The organism is Alkalisalibacterium limincola (assembly GCF_008017755.1).
Classification (GTDB): Bacteria; Pseudomonadota; Gammaproteobacteria; order Xanthomonadales; family Xanthomonadaceae; genus Alkalisalibacterium; species Alkalisalibacterium limincola.
Genome location: NZ_VRTS01000003.1, coordinates 365,064 through 386,402, shown reverse-complemented (window position 1 = coordinate 386,402; position 21,339 = coordinate 365,064). Strand labels below are relative to the sequence as shown.

The window sequence follows — 21,339 nt, the reverse complement described above, 5'->3', positions numbered from 1 at the left end:
GGCTGGATCGATGGCGCGCAGCTCACCCGCCTGGCCGAACCGCTGGCCAAGAACGGCTACGGCCAGTACCTGCTGTCGCTGCTCGATCACGGGCCGGTGGAGTAATCGACGTTAGTTTTCGCCCGGTGCTCCGCTCGTCGAACTGGTGGCTCGCGCAGTTTCCAGAGAACGTCCGACTACCTTGAGGTAGTCGGACGTTCGAGGATACGGGTCAGGCATCTGCGCCGAACTTCACCGCCTCCACACCCTGCACCTTCGGCCGGATCACAATGGTCCCAGCAATCTTGTCGTGCCAGCCCTGCTTGCGCGAATCAAAGCTAATCCAGATGTAGCCAAGCAACAGGGGCAGGGCCGAGACGATGTAGGCGAGGTAGCGCACCACGGCCTGGCCGGGCGTCATGGTGGCGCCGGTGCGTGCATCCACCACGCGGGCACCCACCACCATCTTGCCGGGCGTGGCCTGGAACTTCAGCCACAGCAGGATGACCGCCACCGCCGGCATGATCCAGTTGATCAGGATGTCGGCCGGGCCGGCCACGATGGCGGTGCTGTCGTAGTAGGCAAACCCGTAGATCATCAGGGTTAGCGGCACGGTGATGCACAGGATGATGATGACGTCGATGACGGTGGCGCCCACGCGCGCCCAGAATCCGACGTACTGGAAGTCGTCTTGCATGTGGTGTTCCCCTGGTTGGTTTTCCCCAGCAGCGAATGTGCACGGCTGCGGGATGCACCGCAAGGGGGCGTGGCCGACGACCGGGAGGAGGATGCAGGCGCTGCCGGGTCTATTCTGGATGGCGGGATTTCGCGTTAGTCTGCAAGCCATCACGCCGGGGGGTCGACGATGCCGATGCAATGGAGATGCGGGTGGTTCGGCCTTGCGGTGCTCGCCTGTCTGGCTGTGTCTACCCGGGCGATGGCGAATGAAGCGTCCTTGCCGCCCGTGGGCACGCCCTTGGCGGAGATCGTGGACGATCTGACCTGGCGCGCGGCACGCGGCGAGCCCGAGGCGGCGTGCCGGCTGGCGATGGAGTTGGGGGTCTGTGCGGTCGACCTGCATCGCTCGTGGCTGTTGTGCGAGGACCGCGAGGGGAATCCGACCGTATGCCGCGGTCACCTGGGCTACGTCTCCGAGCACGACGGCGAGGTGGACTGGCCGCGCCACGTGGCCGATGTGGCAGCCCACTGCGACGGCGCCCCGATCGTGATGCCGCGCGAACTGCTGGCCAAGTTCCGTCGCGCGGCGTTCCTGGGCAGCGTGCAGGCGATGACCTTCTACATGTCCGCGTCGGGTTGGATGGACGGCAACGGGGGCAACATCGTCCGGCGCCCGCCCAGGATCTGGCCCGAGGACTCGACCGAGGCGCGCTTGCAGGAGCAGCATCACTCCACCTTGGCCTGGACACTGTTCAACGCCGGCCATGCCGGAGTGGCCGGCAGCCTGGTCGGCGAGGCCATGTCGCGGTTCTGGAGCGCGTGGGAGGACGAATCAGACGACCTTGCGCAAACTCATGCCATCGAGGTGATGGCGCTGATTCACTACGACATCGATGTGAGGAATGCCCTTGGCTTTGATTCGCATTGGTGGCCCACCAGCAAGCTGAACTGGGCGAATGACCACTCGATTGTGTCCTCGGTACTGAGCGACGAGCAGATCGCCCAGGCCGAGGCGAAGGCGAGGCATTTGCGGGAGACCATCACGCTGCTGCCCGGCCAGGGGGCCGACGTGGACCGGGTCCGGCGCAATGTCGACGGGACGCGCTATGGCGGCTTGTTCGCCCCGTCGGCGATGGCACGCTGCGACCAGGTGGTGCCGGCGCCCTAGGGCGCTAGCTGCCGCGCGTGGTGCCTTCGACAGCAAAGGCTCGCAGCCAGGGATCGAGGTGGGCGATGTCGAACGTGCCCGTTTCCAGCATGGCCAGCATCTGCGCGTGTATCTGCATCGGCGGCCGCCGCAGCGACCAGCCGTTGATGCGCAGGAAGACGTCGGCCGCGGCAAAGGCGATGCGCTTGTTGCCGTCGATGAAGGGGTGGTTGGTGGCCAGGCTTTCCATCAGTGCGGCGGCTTCGGCCACGATGTCGGGGTAGTAGCCGGTCTGTGGTCGAAACAGCGCGGCTTCCAGCGCCCCCGGATCGCGAACGCCTGCGGCGCCGCCATAGCGTTGCATCAGCACCGCGTGCATGCCCAGCACGTCGGCCACGCTCAGGAAGTCGCGCGGCACCCGCTACTTCGCCAGTTCGCGGTAGAGGCTGTCGAATTCCTGGACGCTGCTGGCGAACGCGGCCATGGCGTGGCGGCGGGGGCGTTCGTTCTGGTGCCGGTCGATGTAGTCGCGAAGGGCTTCGTCGAGCACGGCCTGGAACTGGCGGCCCTCGGCTTCGGCGATCCGGCGCAATGCGGCCAGCACTTCCGGGGCGGCCTGCGAAGAGAACTTTTCGCGCGTGGGGGTGTTCATGGGCATGCTGTCATGATTCATCAAGAAGCATCAAGGTACGTCATGATGGATGGGGTGTCCAGCGGCTCCGGCACATGCACCCCATAACCCTGCGCGAAGTCGATCCCTATCCCGGCCAACAGGTCCATCACGTCCTGCGTTTCCACGAATTCCGCCACGGTCTGGATGCCCATCACCGAGGCCACCTTGGCGATGGCTTCGACCATGGCGCAGTCGACGCGGTCGGTGGCGATGTTGCGGATGAACAGGCCGTCGATCTTGAGGTAGTCCACCGGCAGGTGCTTGAGGTAGCCCAGTGAGGACATGCCGCTGCCGAAGTCGTCCAGTGCGAAGCTGACGCCGGCCGCCTTGAGCCGGGCCAGCAGCCTGGCGGTGGCGGTCAGGTTCACCAGGGCGCTGGTTTCGGTCACCTCGAACACGATCTGTTCCGGGTCCACGTCGGTGCGCTTGAGGATCTCCTCGACGAAGGGCGCGAAGCCCTCGTCGTTAAGCGTGGCGCCGGACAGGTTGATCGACAGCTGGATGCGCTCGCCGCGGGCCTGGTTCTGCTGCTCGAGGTAGGCCAGGGCGCGGGTGATCACCCAGCGGTCGATGGCCGGCATGATGCCGTAGCGCTCGGCGGCCGGGATGAAGGCCATCGGCGGCACCAGGCTGCCGTCCTCGTCGCGCAGGCGGATCAGCACCTCCAGCCGCCGGCGGGGCGGTGCCGCGCCTGCAGCGGCACCATGGCCTGGACGTAGAGGATGAAGCTGTCCTGGCGCAGCGCCTCGCGCAGGCGCACCGCCCAGTCCATCTCGCGCCGGCGGGTGGCCAGCTCCTGGTCTTCGGTGCGGTACACCTGCACGCGGTTGCGGCCCTTTTCCTTGGCCAGGAAGCAGGCGGAATCCGCGGCGCTGAGCACCTGTTCAATGTTGCCGATGCCGGCCCCGAAGCTGGCCACGCCGATGCTGATGCTGCAGGGGAACACGCGCTGCGCCCAGCTGAACTCGATCTTCGACACCACCTCGCGCAGCTCGTGGGCGATGCGCTCGGCGGTGGCTTCCGGGCAATGGCAAAGCAGCACGCCGAACTCGTCGCCGCCCAGCCGGCCAGGGTGTCGTGGGGCGCCACCTGCTGGCCCAGGATCATGCTGACGTGGCGCAGCAGCTCGTCACCGGCGGAGTGGCCGCAGGTGTCGTTGACGATCTTGAACTGGTCGAGGTCCAGGTACAGCACCGAGTGCATCGCCTCGCCCTCGAGCTCGTCGATCGCGATGCGCAGGCAGCGCTCGAACTCGCGCCGGTTCGCCAGCCCGGTCAGGGCGTCGTGGGCGGCCTGGTAGCTGACTTCCTGCGACAGCTGGTAGGCCTCGCTGACATCGTGGCCCTGCACGAAGACGCCGCTGACCTCGCCGGCGTCGTCCAGGATCGGCTGGTAGATGAAGTCGATGTGGTGCTCCACCGTCGGACCGTCGGCCTGCGGCCGCAGCTGCACCGGCATGGCGCGGCCGATGAAGGGCTCGCCGGTGGTGTACACGCGGTCGAGCAGTTCGAAGAAGCCCTGGCCCTCCAGTTCGGGCAGCGCGTGCCGCACCGGCTTGCCGAGGATGTCGCGGTGGCCGACCAGCGAGTAGTAGGCCTCGTTGGCCAGTTCGAACACGTGCTCCGGGCCCCGGCCCACGGCCACGAAGCCCGGCGCCTGCTGCATCAGGTGGCGCAGGTGGCTGCGTTCGGACACCAGGGCGCGGTTGATGCGCCGGGCCACGGTGGCCTGGCGCAGTTCCTCGAAGTTGTGCTGGCCGTCGGCGGGTTGTCCCAGGCCGGGGTCGATGAGGCCGGTGACATCGGTCACGCAGTGCAGGATGTGCGACACGCTGCCGTCGGCGCCCAGGATGGGGGTGTTGGTGATTGACCAGAAGCGGTCTTCCCAGACCTGGCCGTCGGGCATTTGCCGCAGCACAGGGAAATACAGCAGGTCCAGCGTGTGCGGCTTGCCGGTGCGCAGCACTTCCTCGAGCGAGGCGCGGGCCTGGCGCATCGCCCCGTTCTCGCGGGGCGGGAACGCGTCGAACACCGGCCGGCCCTTGATCGCCTCGAGCGTGGCATCGAGCTTGGCGAGGTAGGCCGGGTTGGCGTCCACGATCACCAGGTCGGGCGTGAGGACCATCAGTGCGTGGGGGTCGTGCTGGAAGGTCTGCTGGTAGTCGATCACGGGTCTACTTCAGGCGCGGGCGGCCGCTCGGGTGCGTGCGGGTTGTGCGGGCGTGGAAGACCGTACCGCTGTGATACACCCCGCAGGAGCAGATAGCCATAGTGCGGTGCGTCACCGCGTCCGGCATGACGCCGCCGGCTGGGGTCAGGAGTCGGCCGAGGCCCTGGCGCCCTTGGCGCGCTTGGCGGCATACATGCGCCGGTCGGCCTGGGCCAGCAGGGCCTCCCCGGTGGCCCCGTCGGCGGGGAAGCAGGCGATGCCGATGCTGGCATCGAGCTCGGTACTGCCCTCGGGCAAGGCGAAGGGCGGCTTGAGCCGGGCGCGCAGGCCGTCGGCCACGGTCTGGGCACCGGCCAGGTCGCGGCAGCCCGGCAGCAACACCACGAACTCGTCTCCGCCCACGCGCGCCACCAGGTCGGATTGGCGCACGCCGTCCAGCAGGCGCTGCGCCACCTCCCGCAGGATGCGGTCGCCGGCGTCGTGGCCGCCGCGGTCGTTGGCGGCCTTGAAGCCGTCCAGGTCCAGGTAGAGCACGGCCAGGTGGCCCTCGGATAGCCGGGCCTGTTCCACGGCGCGCTGCAGCTGGTGGTGCAGGTGGCGGCGGTTGGGCAGGTCGGTCAGCGGGTCGTGGCTGGCGCGGTGTTCCAGCTCGCGCTCGGCGCGGCGCAGCTCGCCGATCTCGCGCCCCACGCCGATGCGCACGCCGCGCTCGATCAGCCAGTGCGCCGACCACTGGATGTCGACGTAGTGGCCGAGCTTGTGCCGGTAGCGGTTGCGGAAGTGGCGCTGCTGCGCGCCCTCCATCACCTTGCTGGCCTGCACGCGCGTGGCCTCGAGGTCGTCGGGGTGGAGGAGCGAGAAGGTGGTTCGGCCCAGCACTTCCGCGGGGGCATAGCCCAGCAGGCGCTCGAAGCTGGCGCTCACGTAGAGGATGTGGCCGTCGGGGTCGACCATGCACACCGCGTCGGGCAGCAGGTCGAGTACTTCGGCGAGTGGGGGCAGCGTGGTTTTCGTCGGGGTCAATGCAGGGCTTCGGCAATCAGTTCGAACGAGCGCAGGCGCGCGGCGTGGTCATACACATCAGATACGATGATCAGCTCGTCGCACTGTGTCTGCGCCAGCACTTTTGCCACGCCGGCGCGGATTTCCGCCTTGTCGCCGAACACCGAGCAGGCCAGCATCGACTGCGCCTGGGCCTTCTCCTGCGGGTTCCAGTAGCTGTCGATGTCGTCGATCGGCGGCTGGCTGAGCTGGCGCTGGCCGCGCAGCAGGTTGGTGAACGACATCTGCAGGCTGGTGGCCAGGTGGCGGGCTTCTTCCGACGTGTCGGCGGCGATCAGGTTCACGCCGACCATGGCGTGGGGCTTTTGCAACTGCTTGGAGGGTTCGAAGCGGCTGCGGTAGACCTCCAGCGCCGACTGCAGCTGCTGCGGGGCGAAGTGCGAGGCGAATGCATAGGGCAGGCCCAGCTGCGCGGCCAGGGTGGCGCCGAAGGTGCTCGAGCCCAGCATCCACAGCGGCACTTCGGTGCCGGCACCGGGCGTGGCGACGATGTGCTGGCCGGGGCGGGCAGGCGCCAGCAGGCGCTGCAGCTCCAGCACGTCGTCGGGGAAGTTCTCGGCCGTGTGCGGGGTGCGGCGCAGCGCGCGCAGCGTGGCCTGGTCGGTGCCGGGGGCGCGGCCCAGGCCCAGGTCGATGCGGTCGGGGAACAGGTGCGCCAGCGTGCCGAACTGCTCGGCGATGACCAGCGGCGAGTGGTTGGGCAGCATGATGCCGCCGGCGCCCACGCGGATGCGCTGCGTGCCGGCCGCCACGTGGGCGATGACCAGCGAGGTGGCGGCGCTGGCGATGGACGGCATGTTGTGGTGCTCGGCCACCCAGAAGCGGGTGTAGCCCCAGCGCTCGGCATGCGCGGCGAGGTCGCGCGCGTTGTCCAGCGCCTGCCGGGCGTCGGTGGCGTCGGTGATGCGGACCAGGTCGAGGATGGAGATGGGGGTCATGCGCGCATTATCGGCACGAAACCAACCTGAAGGCCGAACACTTCCGCAATGGCATTGAGCGACTTGACCGTGGGGTTGCCACGGCCGGATTCGATCTGCCTGAGCGCCTGCACGCTGATGCCACGATGGCGCGCGAACTCGGGTTGGGTGAGGCCGCTGATGTGGCGCATGCGTCGCACGGCATGGGCCAGGTCGATCTCACCCCGGGAAAGCGCCGCGTACAGCGCATCGAGTTGGATGCGGGCCTCGGCCGGGCTGGGGCGGGGTGGGTTCCTGGGCATGGTTACAGGTTCTGCAGTTGCCGAGCCTGTTCGTCGATGCTGCGACGGCAGGCCTCGATGATGTCGGCGTCGACGCCCAGCTGGCGCAGGGTGCCGGGCAGGGCGGCGACAGCGGAGGCGAAATCCGCCAACGCGGTGCGCACGGCCTGCACCTCGGCGGCCTCCAGTTGCAGGTGCGCCAGCACATCAGCCCATGCATGCACGCGCACGTCGTCCGCATCGACCCAGTGCACGCTGCGCGGGATGAACTCCGGGTCCAGGTACATCGGAGCGAAGTCGAACAGGGGGGTGAGTTGGATGCGGCCATCCGGAAGCCGTTGCACGGCGGAGTTGCGGGCGTGGTTGTCGGTGTTGCGCAGGGCCAGGTTCAATACGTCGCGGCGCAGGAACTCGATGGTTTCCGACAGTGGATCGGTGGCATGGCGTCGAAGGGCATGCAGCAGGGTGTTCTGTCGGCAAGGCAAGCCAAAGCCCTGCAGTCCTGCCAGGCTGGCGAGGCTTTCCTGGTGCAGGCGCTGGACGCCATCGGGCCCGGCCTGGCGATCAAAGCGCGGCAGGAACAACAGGTCGTGGGCGTGTTCGATCCGTTCGGCCTGATGCACGCGTATCCCACAGGCCGCGGCTGCACGGAGATACGCGGCCTCGTTTCGCAGCACCGCACGGTCGGTGTCGCTGGCGTTGCGCGGGCCCTTCACCAGCCAGTGCACACGGGCATCCACGTCCTCCAGGGCCATGTCCGCATGCAACAGGCCCTCGCGGTCTTCGCTGAGCAGGAACTTGGGCGACACGCCCTGCACGCCGGTGGTTCCGGAGGCCAGCATGCCGTGGGTGGAGAGGTGCTCGAGCACGCTGTCGCCGCGCTGTGCGAGCTGGCGGCGGTTGAAGCCGGCTTCGCTTCCCGGTGGGGCTGGATTGCTCCGGGTGTAGTCCTCGTAGAACGCCACGGCGCTACGAATCCGCAACGCGCCCACCGGGTTGAATGCGCCCGCCATGAGCAGGGGGACGACCAGCGCGTCGTGGTCGCGGAGGCCCAACATGGGCACCAGCAACCGCCGGCCCTTGCCCTGGGGGACCAGGTCGTAGAGGAAGGCCGGGGCGCGTACATCGAGATCCTCGCGCGTGGCCTGGAACCCGACCGGCAAGGTCAGCGAAATGGGGAGCGGTTGATTGGAAAAGATGTACTCGGGCAGGTAGTCCACGCGCGCCCGGTCGTCGCCCAGCGGCTCAAGCGATGCGGCTGCCGTCCACTGGCCGTGGCGGTGGACTTCAATGACGGTGCTTTGCATGCCCTGGCCCATAAAAATATATCTAAATAGCAAATAGATGCTTTCAGCTACTCTATATGCTATTTAAATGATTTTCTATAGTGGCCCCTGCCCGGATGCGTCGCTTGCTTCAGACGTAGTAGCCCCGGTACCACTCCACGAACCGCGCCACGCCATCCTCCACCGACACGCTCGGCCGGTAGTCGACACTGGCGATCAGGTCGGACACGTCGGCCTCGGTGTCGGGCACGTCGCCGGCCTGCAGCGGCAGCATCTGCATCTCCGCCTTGCGGCCCAGGCAGTCTTCCAGCACTTCGATGTAGCGCAGCAGCTCGACCGGCTGTTCGTTGCCGATGTTGTAGATGCGGTAGGGCGCCACGCCGCTGGTGGCCGGGTCGGGCGTCATGCCGTTCCAGTCCGGGTTCGTGCCGGGCACGCTGTCGAGCGTGCGGATGACGCCTTCCACGATGTCCTCGACGAAGGTGAAGCTGCGCTTGTGGTGGCCGTGGTTGAAGACCTTGATCGGCTGGCCATCCAGGATGGCCTTGGTGAACAGGAACAGCGCCATGTCCGGCCGGCCCCACGGCCCGTAGACGGTGAAGAAGCGCAGGCCGGTGCAGGGGATGCCGTAGAGGTGCGCGTAGCTGTGCGCCATCTGCTCGTTGGCCTTCTTGGTGGCCGCGTACAGCGTGAGCGGGTGTTCGGTGGCGCGGTGTTCGGTGAACGGCATCTTCGTGTTGGCGCCGTACACCGAGCTGGTGGAGGCGTAGACCAGGTGCTCGACGCCGTGGTGGCGGCAGCCTTCCAGGATGTGCAGGAAGCCGGTGACGTTGCTGGCCACGTACACGTGCGGGTTCTCCGCGGCGTAGCGCACGCCGGCCTGGGCGGCCAGGTTCACCACGCGTTGCGGCTTGTGGGTGGCGAAGGCGGATTCCACCGCGGCACGGTCGGCCAGGTCGGCGGTGATGTGGGTGTAGTTGGGGTGCTCGGCGAAGCGCGCCAGGCGCGCCTGCTTCAGGGTGACGTCGTAGTAGTCGTTGAGGTTGTCGAGGCCGATGACCTCGTCGCCGCGGTCCAGCAGGCGCTGGGCCAGGTGGGAGCCGATGAAGCCGGCGGTGCCGGTGACGAGGATTTTCATGTGGGGCATCCTGGAAGAAGCCCGCCAGTATAAGGCGGGCTTCTGGAAGGCGGCTGTTACCGCCCCGGCGTGGAGCAGCAGCGTGCCTTGGCGCGCACGCTCACCGTGCCCAGCGCCTCGTTCTTGAAGCGGCAGGTCCAGCGCGTGCCGAGGATGTCGGTGCTGCTCAGCACGAACACCTCGTTGATGTTGTGCTCGCACGCGCCCCCGGTCAGGGTGCTGTTGGCCGGGCACTCGGCCGTGCTTGCGTTGAGGGTGGCGCCGGACACGATGCTGGTGTCGGGCCCCACCACCCAGCTGCACGCCAGTCCGGCGCGCTGCGGGCGCGCGAAGTAGCCGACCACGTCGGCGATGACGTGCGCGTTGCGGTGGCTGTAGATCGAGACGTCGAGCCCGGGGATGGTGATGGGGGCGATGATCTCGTTGGCCACGGTCTGGTTTGCGGCGTAGTTCACGGTGCTGGCGAGCGGGCGTTCGCCGCCGGCCGGCCACACGGTGAGGAAACCCGCGCTCGCCGGCGACACGACGGCCACGTTGATGACCACGGCGTCGATCTCGGCGGCACTGGTGAGCCCGCAATTGCCAGCGGCACCGCCCTGGCTGGACTGGAAGTCGACCCCGAAGGCGTAGAAATCCCGGCTGGTGCCGCCCGCGATCTGTCCGCTGCGTGGGCTGGGCTGTCGGGTATCCAGGATACGGCAGGGCTCCAGCGGGGTGAACACCAGGTCGGAGTCCGGGTCGCCCAGACGGTCGGGCTGTGCCTGGTCGTTGCCTTCAGTGGCGAGCGCCGAAGCGGCGAAAACGAGGGCCAGGAGGCTGCCGAACACGGTCGGCAATTGCGCGCGGGTCTGCATGGTCACTTTCTCCTTGTGGTGTCGGCGCAGAATACTCCGAACCCTGGGGAGGACAAATGACACGCGGTGCCGAGGGAGTCCGCATCGCGCACGCTGCGCCGTTTTGAGTGGGGAGGGCCGGGGAACGGCCCGGTGGTTCCCGCATGGACCAGGAGGTCCGCCATGAATCGATTCCCTGGAACGGTGTTGGCTGTTGCCCTGGCGCTGGCCGTGGCACTGCTGCCGGTGGTGGCCCTGGCCCAGGCGCCGGAGCCGCGCATGCCGAGGGCGCCGGCGGCGCTGCCGCAGGCGCTGGTGATCGAGGGCTGGTGGGGCTACCCCTGCCTGACGACCACGCCGAACTGCTTCCCCGACGCGGCGGTGGACTGGGTGCCGCTGGAAGTGGCGGCGTGGGTGGGGGACGAGAAGTTCATCGGTGGCTTCACCAGCTTCGAGGGCGACCGCTCGGAATTCGAGGTGGCCGTGCAGGTGCCGCCGCTGCAGCGTGGCGACATGGTGATGCTGGAGGTGACCGCGCAGGCGCCGGAGGGGCACGTGGCGCGCTTCACCAGCCTCCAGGACGTGGCCTATCGGCTGCAGGCCGCGGCCGATGCCGATGGCCGCGTGGCGCTGGGCAACCGGCGCCCGAACATGCTGACGATTCTCAGCACCGCCCTGGTGGGGCTGCTGGAGGAGGCCAACGGCGGTGACTGGCGCATGGACGAGCAGCAGTTCCAGCGCCTGCTGCGGCAGGTCGACCCGGCCCGGTTGATGCGGCATGCGCTGGCCTTCCAGGGCCTGGTGTCCGGCGCGTTGCCGGGGGCCGGCACGGTGGACCCGAATGCGCTGGTGGCGTCGACCGACGCCGTGGAGGCCTACCTGGCCGATGTGCCCGAGGAGGTGCTGCAGGCGGTGTTCGAGCAGTTCCAGACCTGGGGGTCGAGTGCCTACCAGCCGATCGACTTCGAGGGGCTGGACCTGACCCTGGCGCCCGGCGCGTCGCCGGGCACCATCGCGTTCGGGCGCCGTGCCGGCGTGCGCATGCGCCTGCGCGACGAATGGGAGGAGCAGGGCGGGTTCTCGACGGTCATCGACACCGGGCTGGTGCGCGGGCTGACCACGTTCTTCGAGCTGCACATCGATTCGCTGCAGCGGGCGGCGCGGGTGGTGCGGCCCGGGCAGCCGTCCTTCGAGTCGCAGCGCATCACCTATGAATGCGCGGGGCAGGGCGAGGTGCAGGCGCTGCGGATCACCGGGCGCAACCCGTTCATGTTCCGACGCATGGCGATGGCCGGCGCGCTGGAGTTCGTCGAGTACACCGAGCTCAACGACCTGGGCTACCGGGCCATCGAGGGCGACGTGGTGCCCTGCGTGGAGACGCTGCCGGTGTTCGAGGCGGTTCGCCACTACGCCGTGGCCTACCCGCCGCGGGGCCTGGCGCGCGCGCCGGTGGCGGTGCCGCGCGGGCCGGTGGCGCTGCAGATGTTGAATCCGGATCCCGACCCGATGGAGGAGGACAGCCAGTTCATCGCCGGCACCATCGACCTGTCCACCGGGGCGGTGGACGCGCCCGGCTACGCGTCCGGTGGCACGGTGGCGCTGGGCCCGGGCGCACAGGTGTCGCTGGCGGTGGACACGCTGCCCGGGAGTTTGATCGACGGCCGGGTGGTGATGCGCCTGGAAGGCCTGCGCGACGACGGGCTGGGCGCTGCGGAGTGGGGGGTGAGCTCACGCGTGGAGGATTCCGACGCGACCACGTGCGCGCGCATGTCACGCCGGTGGTGGCGGTGGACACCGACCTGGTGCTTTCCGGTGGGCTGCTGGCGGGCACGTGGCGCTCGGGCAGCGACCTGTCGCTGCCGGGTGCGGTGGATGCACTGGCGGTGAGCTTCAACGAGGTCACCGGGCAGGGTGCCCGGGAGGCGCCCGGTGGGCCCAGCGTGCCGTTCTCGTGGGTGCTGCAGGACGGGCGCGTGCTGGCCAGCACCTTTGCCCGTGATACGCAGCCGGGTCAGCTGCTGCCCGTGTGTCCACCCGGCGTCGGCGACTGCCGCGAGGTGCTGCGGCGGGTGTGGACGCCCTTGCGGCTTGGTGTGCGCGATGGGCTGCGGCGGCTGTACGTGATCGAGGAGCGGTTCGCCGACGCGGGCGGGGGGCTGCAACGCACGTCGCGGCAGCTCGACTTCTACGACACGCCCTGAGGCGCGGGCGAGGGTGTCCGGCCGCCCGGGTTTGCGCCGTTGGCTCCTCCGTACCCCCTCGTTGGAGCTCCACATGGCACGGACCCTCGCCCCTCTCCTGGCGGCATTGCTGCTGCTGTGTCCTGCGTCGCTGAGCGCGCAATTCGGCGAGGGGCGCATGCCCCGGGGGCAGGCGGCGACAACCGAAGTCCTGACCATCGGCGGCACCTGGGGCTTCCCCTGTGCACTCAACTGGCGCTGCTCGGCGTGGTCGGAGGAGCAATGGGAGGCGCTGGAGGTGGTGGCCTGGGTGGGGCCCGACCGGTTCGAGGGCGAGTTCCTGCCGGACTCGAACTTCTTTGGCGGGTTCGAGGTGAGCGTGCAGGTGCCGCCGGCCCGGCGCGGCGAGCTGGTGTTGGTGGAGGTGCTGGCGGCATCGCCGGAAGGCCACACGGCCCGCTTCCAGTCGCTGCAGGGCACCGCGGCGCGCCTGCTGGAGGAGGCCGGCCCGGGTGGGCGCATCGGCAACTCCGAGCATCGGCCGAACAACGTCACCGTGCTGACCACGGCGCTGGTGGGGCTGCTGGAGGAGGCGAACGCGGGGCAGTGGCGCATGCCCGAGCCGCGCTTGCTTGCGTTGCTTCACGAGGTCGACCCCAACCGCCTGCTGCGCCATGCGCAGGTGTTCCAGGGCATCAACCTGGGCATCATGCCCGGCGCCGGGTCGGTGGACCCCAATGCCTTGATCGCATCGACCGACGCCGTGGAGGCCTACCTTGCCGGCGTGCCCGGGCAGTTGCTGGAAGACGCGTATTCCAGCCTCGACTGGGGCGGTGCGACCGCGTTCCAGGAGATCGACTTCCTGGGCCTGGACAAGACGATGGTGCCGGCCTCGGCGCCGGGCACGGTGTCCTTCGGGCGCCGGGATGGCGTGCGGATGCGGATGATCGACGACTGGAGCGAGGACGGCTTCGTGGGCTCGGTCATGGACACCGGGGCGACCGGGCGGGTGAGCGCGATGTTCCTGCCCAACATCGACAGCTACCCGCGCTCGGCCCGGGTGGTGCGGCCGGGGCACCCGTCCTTCGAATTCGAGGACATCCACGTCGACTGTCCGGGCGTGGGCCCGGTGCAGGTGTTGCGCATCTCCGCGCGGATGCCGTCGATGTTCCGGCGCATGGCGATGCTGGCCGGGCTGGAATTCGTCGAGTTCACCGAGAGCCGGACGCTGGCCTACCGGCTGCCCGTGAACGTGGATCCGGCGTGCCGGGATGCCTTGCCCTCGGGCGAGGTTCGCCGCCACTACTACGCCGCCCATCCTGCGCTGCAGTTGCCGCGCGGGCGCATGGGGCCGGTGCTGCATGCCGGGCCCGTGGCGATGCAGTTGCTCAACCCCGACCCGGTGCTGGGCGACGAGGACGCACAGTTCATCGCGGGCACCGTGGACTTCTCCACGGCCGGGTGGTGGCGCCGGGCTATGCCGCGCAGGGAATCATTGGCGTGTCGCCGCAGGGCGAGCTGACGCTGACGGTGGAACTGCTGCCCGACAGCCTTCGCGAAGGCGTGGTGGACATGCGCATGGAGCGGGTGCGCGGTGATGGCCTGGGCGCGGAGGAGTGGATGCTGAGCACGCGCCTGCGCCATTCGGTGGACGACCACTTGCGCGCGCATGTGACGCCGGTGGTGCGCGTGGACCCGCGGCTGGTGCTGGGGCCGCAGCTGCTGGATGGCCGCTGGCACTCGGGCGCGGACTTGTCGCGTCCGGGTGCGGTGGACGCCTTCGCGGTCGATTTCGAGGCCGGGTCCGGGCAGGGAGTGGAGCAGGTGCCGGGGGGCGAGGCGATCCCGTTCTCGTGGCGGATCGAGGAAGGCAGCCTGGTGGCCCTGACCTTCGCGCTGGACGCCGAACCCGGGGTGTTGCGGCCGGACTGCCCGCCCGGCGCACAGGGCTGCCGCGAGGTGCGGCGCCGGGTCTGGGAGCCGCTGCGGATGGATGCGCGCCCGGGCCTGCGCCGCCTGTATGTCATCGAGGCCTTGTGGCTCGACAGCGGTGCCGGGCCGGAGCGCGTGTCCCGGCAGCTGAATTTCTACGACGCCCACTGAGCGCGAGCCGCAGCACGCCCTGCAGACGCAGTTGCCCAGAAAAAATCTGGGGACCGGGCACATTGCGCATGGCAGCATGGATGCCTCACTCGGGGCATCGGTCGATCAGGAGAAATCATGGACGTTTTCGTGTCGCGGGCATCGCGCCTGCGGGGGCTGCTGTGCGTGCTGGCCTGCGTGGCCTTGTTGATGGGCGCGGACCGGCGGGTGGTGCGCGCCCGGCCGCGATGGGCGAGCTGACCCTGGTGGGTGGCACGGCCGGGTCGTTCGACGCCACCGCTGCCAATGCAGGCCTGGCGGATTTCTCGCTGGTGTCGGTGGGCGACGGCGTGCTGGGCTCGACCGCCCTGGTCGATGGCCGGCTGCACTACACCGCGCATGCCCAGGGCAGCGGCGTGGACCGGGTGGCCTATCAGTTGGTGAACGCGTCGGGGCAGCGGATGCTGGGCGAGTTGCGGGTGCGGGTGGTGGACGCCCAGGCAGCGGTGCCGATGCGCGTGGTGTTGACCGCGCGTGATCGCGCCGGCGTGCGCGTGGCGCTGCACGAGGGTGCCACCGTGCTGGCCGAGGGCACCACGCGCGGCAACGGCACGGTGGACCTGGTGGTGCCGGAAGGCCTGCCCGGCGCGGCGATGCTGTCGCTGCACGCCGAAGGCGTGGGCTCGGGCGGTGCGGCGTTGCGCTGGGTGTCGCTGCTGGGGTCGGCGCAGCAACTGCGCGTGGCCTCGGCGGGCGAGCGCCTCGAGGCGGTGGACTGGCCGGCCCTTCGGCTGGGCGCGGCCTCGACGGCCTTCCATGCCACGTTGGGCGCAATCGATCCGCAGGCGCCTCTCGATCCGGAGGCGGCGTTGCGCGCGGCGCCTGGCGTGGACACGCAGCGCGTGCTGGTGGCCGCTGCACTGGTGGACCTGATCGAGGCGGGCGTGTTGCCGCTGCCGCCGGGCTATGCGGACACGCTGGCCCTGGTGATGGACGACGCCGAGGTCGACCGGTTGCGTGGCCTGCACTGGAACCAGCACGTCGATGCGGCGATCCAGGCGCGGCTGATGGACCCGGGCCGGTCGGCGCGCTTGCCTGCGGCGCCCTACGAGGCCTGGTTCTGGCCGCCGCATGCCCATGGCCTGGTGTTGGGCGAGGGGACGGGCCTGGCCTTGCGCGCCGGCGGCGGCGGCGAGTACTTCGTACGCGCGGACCTGGACGATGTGGGGATCAGCTGGCACGCGCACGAGGGTGGCCTGCGGGTGGAACTCAACCAGCCGATCGTGCGCGGGGAGAGTGCCCAGGGTCGGTGGTGCATGCTGGGCGACGGCTCGCAGCACAACTACCTGGTGTTGCAAAATTCGCGTCGCGGGACGCTGGACCTGCGTCGGGTGCACGGTTTCGCGGGGATCGACTACATCGTCAAGCGTTGGCACCGGGTGCAGTACGAGGAACTCCACGCTCCGGTTCCCGACGACTGCGAGGTCGAGCTGCTGCCCGAGCGTACTTTTTACCAGCTCACCCATGTGCTGACCCGGCCCAACGTGGACACGCTGTCGGTGCAGGGCCCGGCCGTGGACGTGCCCGGGCAGTTGCTGCTGGGCCTGGGCGAGAGCGGCTCCCTGCTGGTGGCCGGCTTGCTGGACGTTCAACAGCAGACGCTGCACCTGGAAGGCACCGCGCTGGACATCGACGTGCAGCTGGCCCGCGCGGCCGGGTGGTGTTCGATGCGCTGCCCGAGGGCGGTGGTGATCCAGTGCGCTTCGAGCTGCAGCAGCTGCGCACGGGCCTGGCCGATTCCTCGTCGTGGGCGGTGGTGCGCCGCGAGGTGGATGGGACGGTGCGGGGCTGGGTGAGCGCCGGCATCGTGCCGCAAGCGGTGCGCGCGGACTTCGACTGGAACGACCACTGGATCCACGTGGGCAGCTGGTCGCGACTGGGCACGATGGGCCTGTGGCGTACCGAACAGCGCTGGCTGTTCGACCCGGAAGCCGAACGTGCCCGGCGCTACGGAAAGACCGCGCCTGGCGGTGACTGGGTCGAGTATCCGACCCTGCAACGGCACTTGCTGGTGGAAGATGGCGCGGTGGTGCATCGGCTGTACTACACCAACACCGGCTCCAACCTGCTGGCGTGTCCGGACGGGGTGCCGTGCTGGCGCCAGAGCGAGCACCGGCTGCTTCCGGTCGCCGAGTTGCGCGATGTATTCGGCCCGGGCCATGACTTGGTCTTCGTGATGCACGAGTACGGGATCTGGGAGTCGGAGCAGGGCTGGGCGCAGTTCCAGCGCTTCGTGGACGCCTGGGTGAGGGACCCTGCAGGGAACCTGCGGCGGGCGACGCCGGTTCGCGACGCGGAAGGTGGCCGCCCCCGGTACACCTCCCTGCAGCGGCACTGAGGCGACTTCCCCGACCCGGCGTGGTTCAGCCGCGGTCGGGGGCGGGGTCGGCACCCTTGTGCCTGGATCCGCACACGGGTGATGCATGGTCGAGGACGTGGGCACCATAACGCGTGGTGGTGGTGATGGTGCTGGGGTGAGCGTGTGGCTGGCCTGGGGCCGGCGGCCGCTGGCGGCCGTGGCGCTGGTGCTCACCTCGCTGGTGTTCTCGGCCGCCTTGTTCCTGCCCGGCGGGCAGGTGCGCAGCCTGTTCGGCGCCACGCTGGTGGGCCTGGTCTACCAGTTGGCGGCCGCGCTGCCCTGGTCGGCGGGGCAGGTGGCGCACTTCGTGGGTTTCGCGTGGATGGCGCTGCTGCTGTGGCTGCTGCGTCCGGACCTGCGCGTGCTGCGGGTGATGGGCGTGCTGGTGCTGCTGGCGGTGTTCTCGGAGCTGGTGCAGGGCCTGCTGGACTGGCGCGAGGCGCACCTGGCCGACGTGCAGGTGAACCTGCTGGGCGCGGCGGCCGGACTGGTGCTGGGCGGGCTGGGCACGCTGCTGGCGATGGCCTGGCGCCGGGCGCGGCGGGGGCGCGGCGACTAGGTGGCGCTGGCCATGGCCTCGGTGCGCTTGTGCAGGTACATCAGTGCATCGGCCTGGGTCCAGGCTTCGCGCAGACCGCCCTTGTGGTCGCGGACGGCGGCGCCGATCGACACCGCGATGCCGGCCCGTTCGAAGGCCTGGCGGTAGCGCGCGGTCAGGAGGTCCAGGCCACCGGCATCGGCCTCCGCGACGATCAGCCCGAACTCGTCGCCGCCCAGCCGGGCGATGATGTCGTTCTCGCGCGCATGCGCCTCGAGCACGCTGCCGGCGCGGCGGATGAGCTCGTCGCCGGCGGCGTGGCCGCGGGTGTCGTTGATCGACTTGAGTTCGTCCAGGTCCATGACCAGCACGGCGGCGTTGTAGCCGTAGCGTGCGCAGCGCTCGTCCTCGGCGGCCAGCAGCAGATCCCAGCCACGGCGGTTGTTGAGTCCGGTCATGACGTCGCTCAGCGCTTCCTCGCGGTAGCGCTCGGCCTGGCGCGAGGCGCGCCCGGCCTTGAGTTCAGCCTGCAGCACGCCGCTGAGCAGACGGCCGATCAGTTCCAGGGTCGGCTGCTCGGCCAGCAGCTCGTGGCCGGCCGTGCGGCGGTTGAGGCCACACAAGGTGCCGAACAGGTGGCCGTTCTCCAGCACGAGGGGGATGCCGACGTAGGCGCCGATCTCGAAGCGGTCGGCGATGGCCGCACCCCGGTAGGCCCCGACGGCGCGGGCGTCGGGTGCGACGCGCGGGCCGCGGCCATCGAGCATGCGGATGCAGAAGGATTCGTCCCACTTCAGGATGTCGCCGGCCTTGACGTCGTAGCCGGTGGCCTCGACATCCAGCACGATCCAGTCGTTGCCTTCCACGTGCGTGACCATGACCAGGTCGAAGGCCAGCCGCGCCCGCAGGTAGGCGATGCTCTCCCTGGCGCAGGCGCGAAAGTCGTGGGTGGGGGTGATCATGTCCGGAAGGCCGTGGAGGACCGGCCTGCATACTGCCACGTACGGACGTCGTCCAACTGTGATGCGCGTCGCTACCGGTCCGGCCGGCGTGGGAAAGGTTCAGCTTGGGGCGGGCGGGGGCGGTCGTTATGATGAGCGGTCGCAGCGGAGCCACCGATGATCCCCGAGCCCCACGTGTCCCACCTCGACCGGCTGGAAGCCGAGGCGATCCACATCCTGCGCGAGGTGGCCGCCGGCTTCGCCCGACCGGTGATGCTGTACTCGGTGGGAAAGGATTCCTCGGTGCTGCTGCACCTGCTGGTGAAGGCCTTCCATCCGGCGCCGCCGCCGATCCCGCTGCTGCACGTGGACACGGGCTGGAAGTTCGCCGAGATGATCGCGTTCCGCGACCGGCGCGTGGCCGAGACCGGCTGCACGCTGCTCACGCACACCAACCCGGACGGGCTGGCGCGGGGCATCGGCCCGATCAGCCATGGGGCGCGCGTGCACACCGACGTGATGAAGACCCAGGCGCTGCGGCAGGCGCTGGACCTGCACCGGGTGGATGCGGCGATCGGTGGGGCGCGCCGCGACGAGGAGCGCTCGCGGGCGAAGGAGCGCATCTTCTCCTTCCGCACGGCCCAGCACCGCTGGGACCCGAAGAACCAGCGGCCGGAGCTGTGGAACCTGTACAACGCGCGCATCCACGAGGGAGAGAGCGTGCGGGTGTTCCCGCTGTCGAACTGGACCGAGCTCGATGTGTGGCTCTACATCTACCGCGAGCAGATCCCGGTGCCCTCGCTGTACTTCGCCGCCGAGCGCCCGGTGGTGGAGCGCGATGGCGCGCTGCTGATGGTCGACGACGCCCGCCTGCCGGTGCAGGCGGACGAGGTGCGCATGCGCCGCGTGCGCTTCCGCACGCTGGGCTGCTATCCGTTGACCGGTGCGGTGGAGTCCGATGCGGACACGCTGGAGAAGGTGGTCGCCGAGATGCTGGTGGCCACGACCTCGGAGCGGCAGGGCCGGTTGATCGACCACGACGCAGGCGCTTCGATGGAACACAAGAAGCAGGAGGGCTACTTCTGATGGCCACGACCGGGGGTGGACCCGATGTGGCCGCGTGCCTGAAGCGCCACGAGACCAAGCCGCTGCTGCGCCTGATCACCTGCGGCAGCGTGGACGACGGCAAGAGCACGCTGATCGGGCGGCTGCTGCACGACACCCGCGGGCTGTTCGAGGACCAGGTGGCCGCGCTGGCCGACGACAGCCGGCGCCATGGCACCCAGGGCGAGGCGCTGGACTTCGCCCTGCTGCTCGACGGGCTGGCGGCCGAGCGCGAGCAGGGCATCACCATCGACGTGGCCTACCGCTACTTCGCCACCGAGCGGGCCAAGTTCATCGTGGCCGACTGCCGGGGCACGAGCAGTACACGCGCAACATGGCCACCGGGGGCATCCACCGCCAGCCTGGCGGTGGTGCTGGTGGATGCGCGCAAGGGGGTGTTGCCGCAGACGCGCCGGCATTCGTGGATCGTGTCGCTGCTGGGCATCGACCACGTGGTGCTGGCGGTGAACAAGATGGACCGGGTGGGTTTCGACGAGGCGGTGTTCGACGCGATCGTGGCCGACTACGAGGCGCTGGCCGGGCACCTGGGCATCGGCCGCGTCAGCGCGGTGCCGGTGTCGGCGCTGCACGGTGACAACCTGGTGGCGGCCTCGGACGCCACGCCCTGGTACGAGGGCCCGGGCCTGTTGCAGGTATTGGAGCAGGCCGCGGAGGCGGCCGGAGAGGCGGCGTCGGGTCCGTTCCGGCTGCCGGTGCAATGGGTGTGCCGGCCGAACCCGGATTTCCGCGGCTTCGCCGGCACCCTGCTGGGCGGGGGCGTGGCGGTGGGCGAGGCGGTGGTGGCCCTGCCGTCGGGCCGCCGTTCGCGGGTAGCGTCGATCCATGTGGGCACGCAGGCGGTGCAGCGCGCCCATGCGGGACAGCCGGTGGTGCTGGCGCTGGCCGACGAGATCGACGTGAGCCGGGGTGACGTGCTGGCTGCCGTGGCCGACCCGCCGGAGGCCTCAGACCAGTTCGGCGCACACCTGCTGTGGATGGATGTGCAGCCGCTGCTGCCGGGGCGTCCGTACTGGCTGCAGATCGGCACGCGCACGGTCGGTGCCCAGGTCAGCGAGATCAAGCACCAGGTCGACGTGGACACGCAGGCGCACATCGCGGCGAAGCGGCTGGAGCTCAATGCGGTGGCGGCGGTGAACCTGGACCTGGACCAGCCGGTGGTGTTCGAGCCCTATGCGCAGTGCCGCGAGCTGGGCGGCTTCGTGCTGGTGGACCGGCAGACCAACGCCACGGTGGCGGCCGGGGTCATCGACTTCGCGCTGCGCCGGGCCACCAACATCCACTGGCAGTCGATGGACGTGGACAAGGCGGCGCGGGCGCGGATCAAGGGCCAGGTGCCGCGCTGCGTGTGGTTCACCGGCCTGTCGGGTTCGGGCAAGTCGACGATCGCCAACCTGGTGGAGAAGAAGCTGCTCTCGCGCGGCTTCCACACCTACCTGCTGGATGGGGACAACGTGCGCCACGGCCTCAACCGCGACCTGGGCTTCACCGACGAGGACCGGGTGGAGAACATCCGCCGGGTCGGCGAGGTGAGCCGGCTGATGGTCGATGCCGGGCTGGTGGTGCTGGTGAGCTTCATCTCGCCGTTCCGGGCCGAGCGGCGCATGGTGCGCGAGTATTTCGACGCGGACGAGTTCATCGAGGTGTTCGTCGACACGCCGCTGGCGGAGTGCGAGCGGCGCGATGCGAAGGGCCTGTACGCGAAGGCGCGGCGCGGCGAGCTGCCGAACTTCACCGGCATCGGGTCGCCCTACGAGGTGCCCGAGAACGCGGAGCTGCGCCTGGACACGATGTCGGCACAGGCCGAAGAGCTGGCCGAGGCGGTGCTGGCGCGACTGCTGGCGCCGTGACGGGGTGATGGTTGGGGGCTAGACCCCGCTGACCCAGGGCAGTG

22 protein-coding genes and 1 pseudogene are annotated in these 21,339 nt (G+C 69.6%); 11 read left to right on the top strand and 12 right to left on the bottom strand.

Annotated features, from left to right (window positions below; translation table 11 throughout):
- Positions 1-211: 211 nt before the first annotated feature.
- A complete protein-coding gene (locus tag FU658_RS06835) occupies positions 212-676 on the bottom strand; it encodes an RDD family protein (RefSeq protein ID WP_147891393.1) in 465 nt (154 codons plus the stop codon).
- A gap of 279 nt (positions 677-955) precedes the next feature.
- On the opposite strand from FU658_RS06835, the gene FU658_RS06830 reads away from it, so the two are divergent.
- Entirely contained in the window at positions 956-1,825 is an 870-nt protein-coding gene (locus FU658_RS06830; protein ID WP_187265978.1) for a hypothetical protein, read from the top strand.
- A 4-nt stretch (positions 1,826-1,829) separates the two neighbouring features.
- Here FU658_RS06830 and FU658_RS06825 read toward each other — a convergent pair whose 3' ends face one another.
- The 10 genes and pseudogenes from FU658_RS06825 to FU658_RS06780 all read right to left on the bottom strand — a co-directional run bounded on the left by FU658_RS06825 (position 1,830) and on the right by FU658_RS06780 (position 10,190).
- The gene (locus tag FU658_RS06825; RefSeq protein WP_222708371.1) at positions 1,830-2,201 is read right to left on the bottom strand and encodes a type II toxin-antitoxin system death-on-curing family toxin; all 372 of its coding nucleotides are present in this window, start codon (positions 2,199-2,201) and stop codon (positions 1,830-1,832) included.
- Positions 2,202-2,225: 24 nt separating this feature from the next.
- Positions 2,226-2,456, bottom strand: a complete 231-nt coding sequence (locus FU658_RS06820) for a hypothetical protein (protein ID WP_147891390.1) — start codon at positions 2,454-2,456, stop codon at positions 2,226-2,228.
- A 20-nt stretch (positions 2,457-2,476) separates the two neighbouring features.
- A complete protein-coding gene (locus FU658_RS06815) occupies positions 2,477-3,139 on the bottom strand; it encodes an EAL domain-containing protein (RefSeq protein WP_187265977.1) in 663 nt (220 codons plus the stop codon).
- Positions 3,133-4,601 (bottom strand): annotated as a pseudogene (locus FU658_RS16000) (diguanylate cyclase domain-containing protein). The gene FU658_RS06815 and the pseudogene FU658_RS16000 overlap by 7 nt, the downstream one beginning before the upstream one ends.
- A 189-nt stretch (positions 4,602-4,790) precedes the next feature.
- Positions 4,791-5,669, bottom strand: coding sequence for a diguanylate cyclase domain-containing protein (locus tag FU658_RS06805; protein WP_255505456.1), 879 nt, complete (start codon positions 5,667-5,669; stop codon positions 4,791-4,793).
- On the bottom strand, positions 5,666-6,646 hold the full coding sequence (locus FU658_RS06800; protein WP_147891387.1) for an LLM class flavin-dependent oxidoreductase: 981 nt from the start codon (positions 6,644-6,646) through the stop codon (positions 5,666-5,668). Before FU658_RS06800 ends, FU658_RS06805 begins: the two co-directional genes overlap by 4 nt.
- Positions 6,643-6,927, bottom strand: coding sequence for a helix-turn-helix domain-containing protein (locus tag FU658_RS06795; RefSeq protein ID WP_147891386.1), 285 nt, complete (start codon positions 6,925-6,927; stop codon positions 6,643-6,645). The genes FU658_RS06800 and FU658_RS06795 overlap by 4 nt, the downstream gene beginning before the upstream one ends.
- Positions 6,928-6,929: 2 nt before the next feature.
- On the bottom strand, positions 6,930-8,213 hold the full coding sequence (locus FU658_RS06790) for a type II toxin-antitoxin system HipA family toxin (RefSeq protein WP_147891385.1): 1,284 nt from the start codon (positions 8,211-8,213) through the stop codon (positions 6,930-6,932).
- Between the two features lie 109 nt (positions 8,214-8,322).
- The gene (locus FU658_RS06785) at positions 8,323-9,330 is read right to left on the bottom strand and encodes an NAD-dependent epimerase (protein ID WP_147891384.1); all 1,008 of its coding nucleotides are present in this window, start codon (positions 9,328-9,330) and stop codon (positions 8,323-8,325) included.
- 56 nt (positions 9,331-9,386) lie between these two features.
- Complete coding sequence (locus FU658_RS06780; protein ID WP_147891383.1) at positions 9,387-10,190, bottom strand: hypothetical protein; 804 nt, start codon at positions 10,188-10,190, stop codon at positions 9,387-9,389.
- Positions 10,191-10,346: 156 nt separating this feature from the next.
- On the opposite strand from FU658_RS06780, the gene FU658_RS06775 reads away from it, so the two are divergent.
- The 8 genes from FU658_RS06775 (at position 10,347) to FU658_RS06750 (ending at position 17,403) form a co-directional block, all read left to right on the top strand.
- On the top strand, positions 10,347-12,050 hold the full coding sequence (locus FU658_RS06775; protein WP_147891382.1) for a hypothetical protein: 1,704 nt from the start codon (positions 10,347-10,349) through the stop codon (positions 12,048-12,050).
- Positions 11,951-12,364 carry a hypothetical protein gene (locus FU658_RS14380; RefSeq protein ID WP_187265975.1) on the top strand — a complete coding sequence of 138 codons (414 nt, stop codon included), beginning with the start codon at positions 11,951-11,953 and terminating at the stop codon, positions 12,362-12,364. Before FU658_RS06775 ends, FU658_RS14380 begins: the two co-directional genes overlap by 100 nt.
- Positions 12,365-12,437: 73 nt before the next feature.
- Positions 12,438-13,865, top strand: coding sequence for a hypothetical protein (locus tag FU658_RS06770; protein ID WP_147891381.1), 1,428 nt, complete (start codon positions 12,438-12,440; stop codon positions 13,863-13,865).
- The gene (locus tag FU658_RS06765; RefSeq protein ID WP_147891380.1) at positions 13,844-14,446 is read left to right on the top strand and encodes a hypothetical protein; all 603 of its coding nucleotides are present in this window, start codon (positions 13,844-13,846) and stop codon (positions 14,444-14,446) included. The genes FU658_RS06770 and FU658_RS06765 overlap by 22 nt, the downstream gene beginning before the upstream one ends.
- A gap of 117 nt (positions 14,447-14,563) precedes the next feature.
- Positions 14,564-14,686 carry a hypothetical protein gene (locus tag FU658_RS15160; protein ID WP_255505455.1) on the top strand — a complete coding sequence of 41 codons (123 nt, stop codon included), beginning with the start codon at positions 14,564-14,566 and terminating at the stop codon, positions 14,684-14,686.
- Positions 14,674-16,281 carry a YcjX family protein gene (locus FU658_RS06760; RefSeq protein ID WP_147891379.1) on the top strand — a complete coding sequence of 536 codons (1,608 nt, stop codon included), beginning with the start codon at positions 14,674-14,676 and terminating at the stop codon, positions 16,279-16,281. The genes FU658_RS15160 and FU658_RS06760 overlap by 13 nt, the downstream gene beginning before the upstream one ends.
- Positions 16,278-16,823, top strand: coding sequence for a hypothetical protein (locus FU658_RS06755; protein WP_187265974.1), 546 nt, complete (start codon positions 16,278-16,280; stop codon positions 16,821-16,823). The genes FU658_RS06760 and FU658_RS06755 overlap by 4 nt, the downstream gene beginning before the upstream one ends.
- Positions 16,824-16,959: 136 nt before the next feature.
- Positions 16,960-17,403 (top strand): VanZ family protein, encoded by a 444-nt coding sequence (locus FU658_RS06750; protein WP_187265973.1) that lies wholly within the window; start codon positions 16,960-16,962, stop codon positions 17,401-17,403.
- On the opposite strand, the gene FU658_RS06745 is transcribed toward FU658_RS06750, so the two are convergent.
- Positions 17,400-18,344 carry a GGDEF domain-containing protein gene (locus tag FU658_RS06745; protein WP_147891376.1) on the bottom strand — a complete coding sequence of 315 codons (945 nt, stop codon included), beginning with the start codon at positions 18,342-18,344 and terminating at the stop codon, positions 17,400-17,402. The genes FU658_RS06750 and FU658_RS06745 overlap by 4 nt on opposite strands.
- A 156-nt stretch (positions 18,345-18,500) precedes the next feature.
- On the opposite strand from FU658_RS06745, the gene cysD reads away from it, so the two are divergent.
- Both cysD and cysC read left to right on the top strand, forming a co-directional pair.
- A complete protein-coding gene (gene cysD, locus FU658_RS06740; protein WP_147891375.1) occupies positions 18,501-19,409 on the top strand; it encodes a sulfate adenylyltransferase subunit CysD in 909 nt (302 codons plus the stop codon).
- On the top strand, positions 19,409-21,295 hold the full coding sequence (gene cysC, locus FU658_RS06735; protein WP_255505454.1) for an adenylyl-sulfate kinase: 1,887 nt from the start codon (positions 19,409-19,411) through the stop codon (positions 21,293-21,295). Before cysD ends, cysC begins: the two co-directional genes overlap by 1 nt.
- Positions 21,296-21,339: the final 44 nt, after the last annotated feature.

What these genes read in the sequence shown, in the direction of transcription:
- FU658_RS06835 (WP_147891393.1), bottom strand. Translation starts at nt 676, where the DNA reads ATGCAAGACGACTTCCAGTACGTCGGATTCTGGGCGCGCGTGGGCGCC.
- FU658_RS06820 (WP_147891390.1), bottom strand. Translation starts at nt 2,456, where the DNA reads ATGAACACCCCCACGCGCGAAAAGTTCTCTTCGCAGGCCGCCCCGGAA.
- FU658_RS06800 (WP_147891387.1), bottom strand. Translation starts at nt 6,646, where the DNA reads ATGACCCCCATCTCCATCCTCGACCTGGTCCGCATCACCGACGCCACC.
- FU658_RS06795 (WP_147891386.1), bottom strand. Translation starts at nt 6,927, where the DNA reads ATGCCCAGGAACCCACCCCGCCCCAGCCCGGCCGAGGCCCGCATCCAA.
- FU658_RS06790 (WP_147891385.1), bottom strand. Translation starts at nt 8,213, where the DNA reads ATGCAAAGCACCGTCATTGAAGTCCACCGCCACGGCCAGTGGACGGCA.
- FU658_RS06785 (WP_147891384.1), bottom strand. Translation starts at nt 9,330, where the DNA reads ATGAAAATCCTCGTCACCGGCACCGCCGGCTTCATCGGCTCCCACCTG.
- FU658_RS06775 (WP_147891382.1), top strand. Translation starts at nt 10,347, where the DNA reads ATGAATCGATTCCCTGGAACGGTGTTGGCTGTTGCCCTGGCGCTGGCC.
- FU658_RS06770 (WP_147891381.1), top strand. Translation starts at nt 12,438, where the DNA reads ATGGCACGGACCCTCGCCCCTCTCCTGGCGGCATTGCTGCTGCTGTGT.
- FU658_RS15160 (WP_255505455.1), top strand. Translation starts at nt 14,564, where the DNA reads ATGGACGTTTTCGTGTCGCGGGCATCGCGCCTGCGGGGGCTGCTGTGC.
- FU658_RS06760 (WP_147891379.1), top strand. Translation starts at nt 14,674, where the DNA reads ATGGGCGAGCTGACCCTGGTGGGTGGCACGGCCGGGTCGTTCGACGCC.
- FU658_RS06745 (WP_147891376.1), bottom strand. Translation starts at nt 18,344, where the DNA reads ATGATCACCCCCACCCACGACTTTCGCGCCTGCGCCAGGGAGAGCATC.
- cysD (WP_147891375.1), top strand. Translation starts at nt 18,501, where the DNA reads ATGATCCCCGAGCCCCACGTGTCCCACCTCGACCGGCTGGAAGCCGAG.
- cysC (WP_255505454.1), top strand. Translation starts at nt 19,409, where the DNA reads ATGGCCACGACCGGGGGTGGACCCGATGTGGCCGCGTGCCTGAAGCGC.